Source organism: Sporolactobacillus sp. PKPK-6 (assembly GCF_056678885.1).
The window spans coordinates 1,487,551-1,501,272 of record NZ_JBWXPA010000001.1 but is presented as its reverse complement, the minus strand read 5'-3'; the positions used below and the strand labels follow the sequence as shown (position 1 = coordinate 1,501,272).

At 45.3% G+C, this 13,722-nt stretch carries 16 protein-coding genes; 10 read left to right on the top strand and 6 right to left on the bottom strand.

Going from position 1 to position 13,722, the window contains the following annotated elements; translation table 11 throughout:
* Nucleotides 1-115: 115 nt before the first annotated feature.
* The 3 genes from AC1MBV_RS07220 (at nucleotide 116) to AC1MBV_RS07210 (ending at nucleotide 2,418) form a co-directional block, all read left to right on the top strand.
* Nucleotides 116-295, top strand: coding sequence for a hypothetical protein (locus AC1MBV_RS07220; RefSeq protein WP_480947991.1), 180 nt, complete (start codon nucleotides 116-118; stop codon nucleotides 293-295).
* Between the two features lie 32 nt (nucleotides 296-327).
* Nucleotides 328-765, top strand: coding sequence for an aminoglycoside 6'-N-acetyltransferase (aac(6'), locus tag AC1MBV_RS07215; RefSeq protein ID WP_480947990.1), 438 nt, complete (start codon nucleotides 328-330; stop codon nucleotides 763-765).
* Nucleotides 766-1,032: 267 nt separating this feature from the next.
* Nucleotides 1,033-2,418, top strand: a complete 1,386-nt coding sequence (locus AC1MBV_RS07210; RefSeq protein ID WP_480947989.1) for a hypothetical protein — start codon at nucleotides 1,033-1,035, stop codon at nucleotides 2,416-2,418.
* A gap of 160 nt (nucleotides 2,419-2,578) precedes the next feature.
* Here the strand turns inward: AC1MBV_RS07210 and AC1MBV_RS07205 are convergent, their stop codons facing one another.
* Both AC1MBV_RS07205 and AC1MBV_RS07200 read right to left on the bottom strand, forming a co-directional pair.
* Complete coding sequence (locus tag AC1MBV_RS07205; protein WP_480947988.1) at nucleotides 2,579-3,202, bottom strand: cupin domain-containing protein; 624 nt, start codon at nucleotides 3,200-3,202, stop codon at nucleotides 2,579-2,581.
* 78 nt (nucleotides 3,203-3,280) lie between these two features.
* On the bottom strand, nucleotides 3,281-4,159 hold the full coding sequence (locus tag AC1MBV_RS07200; RefSeq protein ID WP_480947987.1) for a cation diffusion facilitator family transporter: 879 nt from the start codon (nucleotides 4,157-4,159) through the stop codon (nucleotides 3,281-3,283).
* A 134-nt stretch (nucleotides 4,160-4,293) separates the two neighbouring features.
* Here AC1MBV_RS07200 and AC1MBV_RS07195 point away from each other — a divergent pair, with 134 nt between their 5' ends.
* Both AC1MBV_RS07195 and trpB read left to right on the top strand, forming a co-directional pair.
* Nucleotides 4,294-4,680 (top strand): DUF2500 domain-containing protein, encoded by a 387-nt coding sequence (locus AC1MBV_RS07195; RefSeq protein WP_480947986.1) that lies wholly within the window; start codon nucleotides 4,294-4,296, stop codon nucleotides 4,678-4,680.
* Nucleotides 4,681-4,831: 151 nt separating this feature from the next.
* A complete protein-coding gene (gene trpB, locus AC1MBV_RS07190; RefSeq protein WP_480948273.1) occupies nucleotides 4,832-5,995 on the top strand; it encodes a tryptophan synthase subunit beta in 1,164 nt (387 codons plus the stop codon).
* Nucleotides 5,996-6,584: 589 nt separating this feature from the next.
* Here the strand turns inward: trpB and AC1MBV_RS07185 are convergent.
* Nucleotides 6,585-7,418 carry a shikimate kinase gene (locus AC1MBV_RS07185; protein WP_480947985.1) on the bottom strand — a complete coding sequence of 278 codons (834 nt, stop codon included), beginning with the start codon at nucleotides 7,416-7,418 and terminating at the stop codon, nucleotides 6,585-6,587.
* An 88-nt stretch (nucleotides 7,419-7,506) separates the two neighbouring features.
* On the opposite strand from AC1MBV_RS07185, the gene AC1MBV_RS07180 reads away from it, so the two are divergent.
* The 3 genes from AC1MBV_RS07180 to AC1MBV_RS07170 all read left to right on the top strand — a co-directional run bounded on the left by AC1MBV_RS07180 (nucleotide 7,507) and on the right by AC1MBV_RS07170 (nucleotide 9,668).
* Complete coding sequence (locus AC1MBV_RS07180) at nucleotides 7,507-8,073, top strand: GNAT family N-acetyltransferase (protein ID WP_255748331.1); 567 nt, start codon at nucleotides 7,507-7,509, stop codon at nucleotides 8,071-8,073.
* Between the two features lie 149 nt (nucleotides 8,074-8,222).
* Nucleotides 8,223-8,711 (top strand): HXXEE domain-containing protein, encoded by a 489-nt coding sequence (locus tag AC1MBV_RS07175; RefSeq protein WP_255748332.1) that lies wholly within the window; start codon nucleotides 8,223-8,225, stop codon nucleotides 8,709-8,711.
* Nucleotides 8,712-8,726: 15 nt separating this feature from the next.
* Nucleotides 8,727-9,668, top strand: coding sequence for a hypothetical protein (locus AC1MBV_RS07170; protein WP_480947984.1), 942 nt, complete (start codon nucleotides 8,727-8,729; stop codon nucleotides 9,666-9,668).
* A gap of 75 nt (nucleotides 9,669-9,743) precedes the next feature.
* Here the strand turns inward: AC1MBV_RS07170 and AC1MBV_RS07165 are convergent, their stop codons facing one another.
* On the bottom strand, nucleotides 9,744-10,382 hold the full coding sequence (locus AC1MBV_RS07165; protein WP_255748334.1) for an alpha/beta hydrolase: 639 nt from the start codon (nucleotides 10,380-10,382) through the stop codon (nucleotides 9,744-9,746).
* 126 nt (nucleotides 10,383-10,508) lie between these two features.
* Nucleotides 10,509-11,195: an NAD(P)H-dependent oxidoreductase gene (locus AC1MBV_RS07160; protein WP_255748335.1), complete on the bottom strand. Its 687-nt coding sequence runs from the start codon at nucleotides 11,193-11,195 to the stop codon at nucleotides 10,509-10,511.
* A gap of 249 nt (nucleotides 11,196-11,444) precedes the next feature.
* Between AC1MBV_RS07160 and AC1MBV_RS07155 the strand changes: the two genes are divergently transcribed.
* A complete protein-coding gene (locus AC1MBV_RS07155) occupies nucleotides 11,445-12,230 on the top strand; it encodes a glucose-1-dehydrogenase (RefSeq protein WP_255748336.1) in 786 nt (261 codons plus the stop codon).
* A 3-nt stretch (nucleotides 12,231-12,233) separates the two neighbouring features.
* On the opposite strand, the gene AC1MBV_RS07150 is transcribed toward AC1MBV_RS07155, so the two are convergent.
* The gene (locus AC1MBV_RS07150; protein WP_255748337.1) at nucleotides 12,234-12,983 is read right to left on the bottom strand and encodes a class I SAM-dependent methyltransferase; all 750 of its coding nucleotides are present in this window, start codon (nucleotides 12,981-12,983) and stop codon (nucleotides 12,234-12,236) included.
* A 95-nt stretch (nucleotides 12,984-13,078) separates the two neighbouring features.
* Between AC1MBV_RS07150 and AC1MBV_RS07145 the strand changes: the two genes are divergently transcribed.
* Nucleotides 13,079-13,720: an NUDIX hydrolase N-terminal domain-containing protein gene (locus AC1MBV_RS07145; RefSeq protein WP_255748338.1), complete on the top strand. Its 642-nt coding sequence runs from the start codon at nucleotides 13,079-13,081 to the stop codon at nucleotides 13,718-13,720.
* Nucleotides 13,721-13,722: the final 2 nt, after the last annotated feature.

Genomic DNA, 13,722 nt, shown 5'->3' with positions numbered 1-13,722 from the left:
CTCTTTTACGTTAATGACTGAATAAAATCGCAAATCTATAGGAAAAGTGATAAACAAGTGAAAGTTCAACCGAAGAGAGAAAAAGTTGAGCCGAACACTCGAAAAGTTAGGCCGAATGCATAAAAAGTTAAACCAAAGAGTGAGAAAGTTAGACCGAAAAGAAGCAGTTCAACCGAAAACTCGGAAAGTTGACGCCACGCCATCAAAAGTTCAACCGAAGAGAGGAAACTTAGCAGGAATTAACAGAGAAATTATTGCTTTCCGCTTTCGCATTTCTGATTTCACGATAAAATGAAGAGAAAAGAAAGTTAGGGGAGACGATGGGCTATGGAAATTTTTAAAGGAACGATGAATCAATTGGACGCACTCGTCGATCTGGAGCTCGAATTGTGGCCGCATGACACGCGCGATCAATTGCTTGAGAAAACGCAGGAGCAGCTTCATTCCGCTGATCATGTGTTTTACATGATCAAACAAGAACGATCATTTATTGCGTTTATCCATATGTCGATCCGAAAGGGTTATGTTGAGAGAGCAGTTGCGAGTCTAACCGGATATATAGAAGGAATTTATGTGAAGTCAGACTTCAGACGAAAGGGTGTTGCACAAAATTTGGTGGAAGCAGCAGAGCTGTGGGCGAAGGCCAAGGGCTGCAAGCAAATCGGTTCGGACACGGAGCTGTCGAATCAGCCCGGCTATTCGTTTCATATTGAAGCCGGCTTTCACGAAGCGAATCGAACGATTTCTTTTATTAAAGATTTGTAAACGGTGCGGATCATCTTAGAACGGGAACATTTTGATAAAGATCCTCGCATGGTGCAGTAAGGACTGAGTGGGCTGATTTTTATGGAGAAATGATAGTTGATGAACAGGCTGTAAATACTATGACGTATAATTATACGTCAACCAATAGTTAATGTTGATTGAAATGGTATATCTGGGTTGGGGTGTCGTAGATCTTATTTGAATTGATGCTGTTTATAAATCAAGACTGTTGGTGAAATGTTCAATCAAAAAGATGGAGAATAAACAATGAACAAATCTGTCATCATAAACGCCTTGTATGATCGCTATATTACGCCAACTACTGACAAGAGAGAAAGATCTATTGGCATTGAAATTGAAATGCCTATTATTCATATAGATGCGCAGCCCGTCAATTTTTCAGTGGTACACCAACTGACCTCAGCCTTTGCCGATCGTTTTCACATGGAAGCATTGGGAAGAGATGATGAAGGACATGTTTATTTGCTTGAGAATCCCGAATTTGGTGATTCACTATCGTATGATTGCTCTTACAACACATTGGAGATTTCACTTGGAAAGGGAAGAGACCTTTTCGCTTTAAATGAGCGGTTCAGCACGTACTATCGCTTTATCAACCGCTTTCTTCGACCTTTTCGTCATTCGCTGACAGGAATGGGTGTAAATCCTTATCGTAATAGTAACCACAGCACCCCAATTCCTAATGAACGTTATCGGATGCTGTATCATTTTTTAGGACTCTATAAGCACTATACGCATCCCGATTTCTTTCATACCTATCCTAATTTTGGAATGTTTTCCAATGCATCGCAAGTGCAAATTGATATTCACGAATCAGAATTGTTAGATACCATTCAAACGTTCGAAAAGCTGGAACCGATTAAGGCACTGCTCTTTTCGAATTCGGTCATGCCTGAGGAAGAAGGCAATGCGATTTGCGTTCGTGATATGTTGTGGGAAAACAGTATGCATGGGCTGAATCCGAAGAACGTTGGTTTTTATAAGCAGAATTTGACTTCCGTAGAGGATTTGCTTGATTATATGCAGCAGGAGAGCATTTATTGTGTGATGCGGAATGAAATCTATATTAATTTTACGCCGACTCCTGTCTCTGACTATTTCAGCGGCGGTGATCGGGTTGGTGAATTTTGGAACGGTTCAGACTATCAAAAAATCGCTTTTACACCGGAAATTGAAGATTTGCAGTATCTAAGAACATTCAAGCTGGAAGATTTAACGTATCGCGGTACCATTGAGTTTCGCAGCAGCTGCTGCCAGCCTATCAAGGATAACATGACCGTAGCAGCGTTTCATGTTGGTCTTATTGAAATGCTTCCGCAACTAAAAGAACTGCTTGCGCAAGATCATGTCTTATACGGTCATGGGCAGGATGCTGAGGCGCTGCGTAAGGCCTTCTGCAAGGGGATGATGTTGGAATTCATTGACAGAGATCAATTGCAACATTTGATCCTGTCCATTCTTGATCTTGCTCGAATCGGTCTTGAAAGACGTGGAAAAAAAGAATCGGTTTTTTTAGAACCGCTTTATGATCGAGCTGATCGGATGACCAATCCCGCGACCGAGTATTTGCGTGCTTTGTCAGACGGAATACCGATGGATGTGCTTGTTCGGCAGTATGCAGAAATTGACTAAGGTCGAATCATTTTTGATGTGTTCATATTGCAAATAATTCGTCTCATCTGTTTTTGGAGATGCTGATCAAAATGCTCGCCATCTGCTGGAATTAATAAAAAACCGGGCGTTTTTTTTGCCCGGTTTTTCTTATTAATGAAATTCCTCACCCGCATTAATCTTATGAGAACATATTCGGATTCGCTGCAGCGGGACCGGCAAAATAACTCTGGTGCTGCTGGGTGCTCGGCTGCACGGGATTGGCATTCGGTACATTTGCGCTTGCACAGTCTGTTGGGGGACCGAGAATGGTTGACTTGCGAATCGGCGCAACGGTTTGCGCGTAGGCAGTTGGGTCAATGCAATAAGCCCGGTTCATCACCTCTGCCGGTGTGAATCGCAGAAAATCAGAACCTAAAACAACATCAGGAGTGGGTACGTCAAAAATAGTGAGCAGATGGACATCATCAGTCAAAGCGATAATCCAGTGAAACCAGCCCCTCGGAAGCATCGAAACCTCGCCGGGACCGATTTGATAACTCATCAACTTTTGCGTGAAGGGGTTGAACACCGACGTAATCACGGAACCGCTGATCATGTAGACCATTTCTGAAGCATTGGGATGCCAGTGAGGCTGAATAATGATGCCACGGGTCATATGGGCATTAAAAAAACCGTTTTTTATTTCCGGAAATTGTGGACCGAACAATTGGCTGATGTAATTTTTTGCATCACGCCGTTCTGTGATCGTTTTTGTCGAGTCTGCGGATAAGCGGAAAGCGGGATCAGATGGATTTACTTGCATGCGCGTCATCCTCCATTTTTAATGGGCTAAACGCTATACCGTATGACAAGGCATGATGGAGGGTTCCTCTATTCCAAATTAATTCTGTTCGTTCGGCTCAACGTGAACATGTACATCGAAAACATCGTACTTGTCCATCAGCACTTTCTCGACTTGCGATGAGATTTGGTGTGCTTCCCTAAGCCCCATGTCCGGATGGACAACGATGACTAAATCGATGACCGTATTGTTACCATAGGTCCTGCCACGGATATCGCGAACACCTTCAACGCCCGAGACAGAATGAACAATCTGATCAAACGAGCTTAAGAGTTCATCGTCAAAGCCGTCGGATAGGTTGTAGGATGACTCTCTGAAAATATCCCACGCCGTTTTGCAGATCAGGACGCCGATCAAAAGAGCGACAACCGAATCAAGCCATGGAAGATGGAGCTGCGTGCCAATGATACCGGCGCTCGCACCGACACTGACCCATGCGTCAGACAAATTATCTTTAGCTGCCGCCAGCACGGACGCGCTCTTTGTCCGCATGGATAATCGTTTATTGTACGCGTAAACGAAAAACATGACCGCGGCACAAAATAAGCCGACCCATGCAGCGAGAAGATCCGGCCTTTCCTCATGCCCTGTAAAAATTGATTTTGCACCGTCGAAGAATACCTGAACGCCAACAGCCATCATGACAAAAGAGGCAAACAACGAAGCAATCGTTTCGCTGCGCCAATGACCGTATGGATGGTCGCTGTCTGCAGGACGCTGGGAAAGACGCAGGCCGACCAGCACGGCAGCTGATGCAACAATATCGGTCACATTATTAAATCCGTCGGCGCTGAGTGCCCTCGATCCCATGGTGACACCGACAAACAATTTCAGCACTGATAAAACGAGATAGGTAACGATACTGATGATCGCACCCCGTTCGCTTAATTTTAAATTCAAGTATTTATCCTGAATCATCACAAGCACCTAACTTTCTTTTCTGCTAAGCCGTTTATAAAAAATCTTTTGCTATAATGGAAAAAATATGATTTAAGCTCATATCCTAATACCCCAAAAGAGAAAGTGCAAATCTAAGCCAGGAGGTTACTTTTATGATTGGCAATTCATTTGATGCCAGTTTTCAAGGCATGCAGATTTTGTTTTACATTGGATTTTTCGTTGTTATTGCAATCATCGTAGTAAGTGCTGTAAAAGGGATGGCGACGTGGTCTTCGAATGAGCAAAAACCACGACTCCGCGTACATGCCTCGGTGGTGGCGAAACGAACACAGACTTCAGGCGGAAATCAAACAATGGTTTCCACAAACTATTATGCCACATTTGAAGTCGAAAGCGGAGATCGGATGGAGTTTCGCCTAAACGGCTCTGAATACGGTGAACTAGCCGAAGGAGATCGTGGCATGCTTGATTTTCAAGGAACCAGATTTCAAGGCTTTACGCGTGAATCAGAGAACGCAGACGTGCAATATCACGATTGATGCAAAAGTTTGGAAAATTTGTGCCAGTCAATTAATTTACCTTGACTTTATCAGCAATTTATCAGAAACTTATAGAGCACCACATTTTCGGCATCTTCCATAGGGCGGATGCGAAAAAAAGAACAGGAGCTGAGTAGAGATGAGTAAGAGTATGAGCGTAGTAACAGAGGCAGGAACATTTGGTGAATTCGGCGGAAGCTATGTACCGGAGGAATTGCAAAAGGTTTTAGCGAAGATCGCCGAAGCGTTCGACAGGTACAAGGATGACCCTGAGTTCAACAAGGAATTGCATTATTATTTGAAAGAATATGTGGGGCGTGAAAATCCGCTGACGTTTGCGAGGAATCTGACGGAACAAGCGGGCGGCGCGAAAATCTATCTGAAAAGAGAAGATTTGAACCACACAGGCGCGCACAAGATTAATAACACAATCGGCCAGATTTTATTGGCGAAACGAATGGGTGCGAAGCGGATTATTGCCGAGACCGGTGCCGGTCAGCACGGTGTCGCGACCGCGACTGTTGCAGCCCTTTTTGGTTTGCCGTGTACCATTTATATGGGTAAATACGATACCGAACGCCAAGCATTGAACGTCTTCAGGATGGAACTGCTTGGCGCTGAAGTCGTGCCTGTGGAAAAAGGGCAAGGACGCCTGAAGGATGCCGTTGATGTTGCATTAGGCGACTTAGTTCAAAACCATGAGACGACCTACTATCTGCTTGGTTCGGCGGTCGGGCCGCACCCTTATCCGACGATGGTGCACCATTTCCAATCGGTAATCAGTGAGGAATCGAAACGTCAGATTTTGGAAAAAGAAGGCAAGCTGCCGACTGCAGTTGTTGCCTGCGTTGGTGGCGGCAGCAACGCGATCGGCGCGTTTGCCCATTACATTGACGAACCGAGTGTCCGTCTTGTCGGTGTGGAGCCTGTTGAAGCAGCAAGCATTGCTGAAGGAGTGCTGGCGGTTATCCACGGATTTAAGTGTTACGCCCTGGTGGACGAAAATAATAATCCAAAGCCAACCTATTCCATTGCTGCTGGCCTGGATTATCCAGGCGTCGGACCGGAGCACAGCTATTTGAAGGCATCCGGCCGCGGTGAATATGTGACCGTGACCGGTCAAGAAGCGCTTGATGCGTTCTTGAATCTTTCTAAGGTTGAGGGAATTATTCCGGCGCTGGAAAGCGCGCATGCCGTAGCTTATGCAATGAAACTTGCAAAGACGCTGCCGAAGGACGAAAGCATCATCGTCAACCTCTCCGGCCGCGGCGATAAAGATGTGAAGCAAGTATATGAGATGCTGCAGAAAAAATAAAAATGACTATGCGATCTGAAAAATAGATAGATGAAACAAAAAAGGCGGCTTGGCATTCAAATCGAATGCTTGGGCCGCTTTTTTCACAGGTAAAGAAAGTTTATCATTTTTCCTTGCTGGTACGACGACAAGGTCATAAGATTTGGTTGGACGATCAGGTTTTAACGTCAAATCTGAGAAATAAAGGGAAAAATTCCGCTTAATTAGAAAATGAACGAAAGAATAACTTAAATAGACGGAGAAATTCCGCTTATCGAACACGAAAAACGTGAAAATGGAAGGTTTTGTTTTGTATAACCGGAAAAATTCCCCTTATTTACCGGCGAAACCAGGTCCATGGTGCATATAACCGGAAAATCTCCGCTTATTTTACTCGTTACTTAATTAAGGACACATTGCCTTATGAAATCGAGATGTCTGTTCAAGCACAAGGTGGATGATTCAATACTGCATTTGGAGCAAAGAAACTTTCGCTAAGAACGCGAAAACCATCACGTCCTGTGAAAGTACGTCCTGCACGCAACACGAAAGCTACCGCATCCTGCGGAAGTAAAGACCTGACGCGTTCTACTGAGTTTTTATAAATGTGTTAGTAAATGGCTTTAGCGATTGCCTCAAGTTCATCAACAACAGCATGAATTGGTTTTTGCGTATTGATTTCCAAAGTGGCCCCGGCACGAAGAAGCGGTTCAACTGCGGTACAGTCACTTATGATCCGTTCTCGATCTTCTGACGTTTTTCCAAAGGGATTATTATTACGCGTTTTGACACGCTCAAGGATGGTTTCGAGAGGTGCAGACAAGAGTACAATGACATCGAATTGAGGGTAAAATTTGCTCTGATTGCGGACGCAGCCGGAGATAAACACTATGCCTTCATCATGCTTTGAAAGAAGCTCGTTTATGCGCTCTTCATGCCACAGCTGTTCAAAACCCTGCCCACCGGCAAGCGGCACCTCCATACTGAATCCATCATAGTCGGTGTCGACAACGGTGTATCCTCTGCGCGCCAGTTCAATCAACGTGGTGGATTTTCCGGTGCCGGACATACCCGTTATGAAGATGACGTTTTTTTTCGGCAGTGTGATTTGATTTTTCTTGACAGGCAGTACTGTGCCCTTGCGATAATGATTATAGATATGCGCGCTGAATTTTGGCTGGGAGTGATCGGAAAATGAAACCATTGCTTTTTGACCGGGTTCAACAGACTGTGTACGCAAGTTTTCCGTCCATTGCGATGAAGCGTCTGCAGTAGTATAGGTGTGGCTGATCAACCAATAACTCCATTCATAGCCTCCTTTGCGTGTTTCCACTTTTTTGTGCTGCACGGTGACTTGAGCATTCGGCGGCTCCTTGCTTAATGAGCTGCATGACGAAATAATAACAAGTATCATGCAGACGAAAATCAACCCAATTTTTTTCATCAACATCTCTCCAGTGCTTTTTTTCCATTCTAAACTATATTGTGGTTCAAGTGATGATACAATAGAAAAAAATGAGAGGATGCGTCCTATGTTCCTTCATAAAATTGATAATGAGATCTCATTGAAACTCATTGATCTGGGTGACGCAGAGCGAATCTTTGAGATGACCGATAAGTCGCGCGATCATTTGCGCGAATGGCTGCCTTGGCTGGATATGACAAGAACCGTTAACGATACGCGTGCGTTCATTCAAGGCGCGCAAAGAGGTTATGGTGAGAATCGCAGCTTGACAACGGTCATTCTGTTCAATGGAGCGACTGCCGGAGTGATCGGGTTCAATGAATTGAATATGATGAACAAGACTGCGCAAATTGGCTATTGGCTTGGTGCCGGTTACCAAGGAAAGGGGCTCATGACACGCGCGGCTGCCGCAATGACTGATTACGCGTTCAATGAACTCGGAATGCACAAGGTGGAAATTCGCGCTGCTTCAGGCAATAAAAAGAGTCGTGCCGTGCCTGAACGGCTCGAATTTAAGCAAGAAGGCTGCATCCGCCAAGCCGAATGGCTTTACGATCATTACGTGGATCATGTCGTGTACGGAATACTTGATTCCGAGTGGAAAGCAAAGAAAAACAAGAAAGCTAACAAATGAAAATCTATACCTATCGCACAATTCTTGTCACTTCATATAGGACCCTCGCAATACATAACGAATAAAATGGAATCAACGACTTTGATGATGATTGGATGTCCGCACTCTCAAGTATCTTGCAGCCGGTTATTAACTTTTAGGAGGCCGCCATGTCCTCATATCTTTTACTACTTTTCATACTTGCCTTCTTCCTTCATAATGCTGAGGAAGCCATTTGGCTTGTGAGAAAATCTGCGCAGCCGTCGAAAATAAAAAGGCAACCAAAGCCTACGCAAGATCAATTTTTGTTCGCTGTTCTTTTTGTCACAGCTCTTGCGGTTTTGATCACGGCTTTCTATCTTTTCTATCCCGATCAATGGTTTTTGAAATATGCTTATTTTGGTTATGTCGGTGCAATGATCCTCAACGTTTTCCTTGTTCATCTGCCATCAACGATTCTTGAAAGAAGATATTCGCCGGGATTGATGACAGGACTCTTGGTGCTTGTGCCGGTGAATGGGCTTCTGATCACAAGAGTTTTTCAAATAAAACTCTTGTCACTTGCCGATTTAATTGGCGCAACAGGGATCATGGCTGCACTTTTGCTATTGGCTATTCCGTTGCTGTTTCGACTTGCGGGAACACTGATTCATTATTAAAAGGGGGAAATCGCAATGCTTGATCGATTCGACAAAGAACTTCTAGAAATCAAAGAACAAGTGAAGTACAAACGGAAATGGGAAGATCAGCTTGGGCGTCTGCAGGATGAGGCAGAGCAGCAGGAAATAAAAGTGCATATGCTTAAATCCATGCTTCATAAGGAACAAAGAGATGTAGAGCGTATGGAGTCGTTCAGCGTGCCCGCTATTCTTTATTCAATTATTGGACGAAAACTGGAAAAAATTGATAAGGAGAAGCAGGAAGCAGTGGCGGCAGAGCTGAAGTATCAGGAGGCTTGTCGCACTTCGGAGGATATGAAAAAAGAAATGGCTGAGCTAGAAAGCCAGTTAGCATCCGTGCGAAATGCGGATGAGCGCTATTCAGAGTGGATGCAGAGAAAAGAGCAACTTATTCATGACGCCCAATCACCGCTAGGCGAAGAGCTGTACAAATTAATGGACCATGAGGCGGAGCTTCGCGCAAATCTCAAAGAGTATGGCGAAGCGTTCACGGCAGGTGCGCAGGCACGCAACGCGCTTGAACGCGCACTGAAATCGTTAGGGTCTGCGGAAGGTTGGTCGAACTGGGACATGTTCGGTGGCGGCTTCATTTCGACAGCGATAAAACATGAAAAGATGGATGACGCGCATGGCGATATTCATGAAGCGCAACAAGCGCTGAGACAATTTCAGAATGAATTGAGTGATATTACCGATGCCGCGCTAACTGATCTCGAAAATGATCAACTCCTGAACTTCGCCGATTACTTTTTTGATAACATCGTGACCGATTGGATGGTGCACAGCAAGATTCAGAACTCAGAATCGCAGACAAGAAAAGTTCTTCAGCAAACCAATAGCCTGCTCAGCACTTTAGACGCGCAAATTACCGATCTGAAGCAGCAGCGCGATATGATCGAACAGAAAAGAGTGACACTGATCGAATCTGGACAGTGACACTTTTGGCTGGTTGTCATTCTGGCAAAAGCTAAAAAAATCCCATTCGAATTGTTCTCGAATGGGGGTTCAACCTTATGCCTCGAACTGAGCCTTCAGCCAGTTCTGAATATCGTTGACTTCATCCATAATGACACCATGAGCAGTGGGGTACTCTTTATAGGTGACACTCAGCTTCTTACCTTCGAGAAAGCTCTGCGTCGCCTGACCGATTTTTGCCGGAAAGAGAGGATCAAACTGTCCGTGTCCGACAAAGAAAGCTGGCTGCGTGCCAAATTCTGTTGTTCGGGCAGCTTCAGCGACATAGCCGGGCAGACGACCGCTCAAAATCACAGCACCACTCGATTTTTCAGGATAAAGCAGAGTGTAGGACAGGCCCAAAATGGCACCTTGGCTGAAGCCAAGATAATATCTCGGTTGTTTTTCGGAGAGCCCTTCTTTTTGAATCGCTTCATCAAAGAATGTATCAAGATCATGCAAGGTGCCGTTAATCACTTCCTCTTCAGTCTGTCGTGAAAAGTCGGGCACATAGTACGTAAATCCGGAGCCATATGGCCGGTCGCCTTGTACATCTATCTGTACAAAATTTTTCTCACCATCTCCGGGAATGGAGCTGAGATCGTGATAATTGGAGCCAACGCCATGCATCGTGAAAAGGATTGGAGTCGTCTCTGTAACTGTTTCGGGCTTGGTGATTTTATATAAATAGGTCATTGTCCCACCTCTTTCTGTTGATAGCTATAGTTTATTTTCTTACAAAAAGTAAGTCAAAGAATTGTTCTTGGAGTGTAAAAAAAACCTGCGCAACGAATTCACGCAGGTCTCTTCTTATAATAAAGGTTAATTTTTCCACTCGATGACGTCTTCAATCGGCTGTCTTGTCTTCGGACGTGGGTCCTTGGCGCGATAACCAAAAGCCGCCATGCAGGCAATCCCGAAATCGTTGCCCTTAATAATGCCTTCTTCACTTAAGACTTTTTCCACCTGATCCTTGTTGAAGCCTTCCATTGGGCAGGAATCGATGCCGATTTCAGCAGCTGCAGTCATCATATTACCAAGCGCAATATAGCACTGGCGGCAACCCCATTCGAAGAAGACACGTTCATTTTCAGCCAGGGTGAAATCCACCTTTTGAAAATTAGCGATCGCATTGGTCATCATTTTGGCAACATCCGGCGGACATTGCTGAATGTCATTGATCATGTGCTGAACGTGCTCGGAATGTGCATCCAGTCCGGAGTGCAGCCGAGACAAAATCAGCACGAAGTGACTTGCAGTCTTCAGCTTTTCGGTTGCCCCCCAAGCTGCCGGGGCAAGCTTGGCGCGCAGCTCTTTATTTTGTACGACGACAAATTTCCACGGTTCAAGACCGAATGAGCTTGGCGATAAATGACCGGTTTCCAAAATGAACTGAAAATCTTCATCGCTGATTTTCTTTGCCGGATCGAATTGCTTGCAGGCGTGCCTGAATTGAAATGCGGATAAAATGTTTTCTTTAACTTGTTCCTTGTTCATGGTCTGATTCATGACTTAATTCCTCTTCCTTCATGTTGAAATAGATCCGAATTGAGTGCTTCCTAGGTTCGCGTACAACTCGGTCACAGTCAGAAACATCCATCATGTTCACAGAGATTATTATAGTCTCCATGTTTTAATAAAATAAACTAAATTGGCTCGCCTGCTTGAGGCTGCGTAAATATCGCCAACCGGTCTGACTTGATATTCCCGCTGATTTTTCTCACAATAAAAGGAACACGAAAAATTGGAGGGAGCACTATGTATTCAGATCTATTCGGAAAAACAGCTGTTGTCACAGGCGGATCTAAAGGAATTGGGAATGCAATTTCGCGCCGATTAGCCGAAGAAAAGATGTCGGTGGTCATCAACTACAACAGTGGCAGCGGGCAGGCAGAACAAACGGTTGAAGAATTAAACAAGGCCGGTGGGAAAGCCATTGCAGTGCAAGCGGATGTGGGAACCGAGAGCGGCGTCCAGTCCTTGCTGGATGCAGCAGTAGAACATTTTGGCGGATTGGATGTATGGATTAATAATGCCGGGATGGAAAATCGGGCACAGACGCATGAGCTCAGTCTTGAAGACTGGGAGAAGGTTATGAATGTCAATCTGACCGGAGTATTCCTCGGTGCGAAGACAGCGATCAACCATTATTTGGCACACAATAAAAAAGGCACAATCATCAACATGTCTTCCGTTCATCAACGAATTCCGTGGCCGACTTTTGCACACTATGCCGCCAGCAAGGGAGGCGTCAAACTGTTCACGGAAACAATTGCTTTGGAATACGCCAAACGCGGCATTCGAGTCAATGCAATTGCACCCGGTGCCATTCAAACGCCAATCAACGCAGAAAAGTTTGCGGATCCCGAACAAAAACAAAGTACCCTGAACCTGATTCCAATCAATTATATCGGCAAGCCGGAAGAAGTTGCGGCCGCAGCGGCTTGGCTCGCCTCAAATGAATCAAGTTATGTGACCGGTACGACTATTTTTGTGGATGGTGGTATGTCACTTTATCCGGAATTTTCAGAAGGAAACGGCTGATCTTTATACGCATCCATAATAGCATCGTGTTTCATTCGGAAACGAAACAGCACCGTTTTGTTCATAACGAGAGAACAGCTCCGTCAACGCTTGAACGAACGGCTGGCGGCTTGCATCGCCCGGCTTAGGGGCATAGGAAGCCGATAAATGCCGGCCGATAAAGGCATCGAGCGTATACCGGAGCGGGTGACTATAGGTTTTAACAGAATACGCGCCATCTCGGAAAAAGCGTAAAAAACTTGAACGGTCACCATCAATACCGCCGGAGAAGCCGCGAAAATTTGGGCAGAATGTCTTGCAGATTTTCGCGGTTTCTTTAATGAGCGGTGCGTTCGGTATGCGGCTGTTCCAAATAAGGGCAACTTTTTGATCCGGCTTTAAAATGCGGCAGCATTCTTTCTTGAAATCATTGACGTCAAACCAATGAAACGCCTGTGCGACCGTGACCAGATCCGCGCAATGGTCAGGAAGTTGCGTGTGCTCGGCGTTGCCGGAGACTGATGTGAACTGAGAATACGTGTTGAGTGATGTCTCCGCGGCGGTACGCATATCTTCATTGGGTTCAACAGCGATAACCTTGACGCCGCGATCGAGCAGTTGTCTGGTCAGAATGCCTGTGCCTGATCCAATATCGGCGACAATAAATTGCGGACTCGGATGGGTAAGCAGATCATCCAGCAGCAATTGCGGATAGTCGGGACGGAAGCGAGCGTAGATTGAAGCTTTACCGGTAAATTTATCAGTGTTATTCATCCTGATTCCCCATTTCATCATTAATTAAGTGCTTTCCATCATCGTACATGATTATTTCAACTTTTCATAGATACATACCCATTGGAGGGATTTGCATGAATGAGAGAAACAGCGAACGATTTAGCGATAAACCTTGGCTGAACTGGGCGATGGAGCTTCAAGCCCTGGCACAGGCCGGTCTCGCCTATTCAAAGGATCGCTTTGATCAGGAACGATTCGCACGCATTCGTGAAATTGCAGCGGAAATGCTGAGCCTGAAAACCGGTTTCTCGCTCGACCATGTCAAAGCGATTTTCTGCAATGAAACCGGCTATCAAACACCGAAGCTTGATACACGTGCGGCGATTTTTCAAGATAACCGGATTTTGCTGGTGAAAGAGAATGCCGGCACATGGTCGTTGCCCGGAGGATGGGTCGATGTGGATCAATCGATTAAATCGAATACAATCAAGGAAGTGAAGGAGGAGTCCGGACTGGACGTCGTTCCGATTCGGCTTATTGCCATTCAAGATCGCAATGCACATAATCTTCCGGTGTATGCTTATGGCGTCTGCAAAGTGTTCGTGCTTTGCACACTGATTGGCGGACAATTTGAAAAAAACATTGAAACAACTGAGACCAGATACTTTGGTATCGACGAACTGCCGCCCCTTGCTGAGGAAAAGAATACTCCGAAACAAATCAAGCTGTGCTTTAGAGCGGCGAGCGATCAGAATTGGGTCGCGGAGTTCGACTGAGC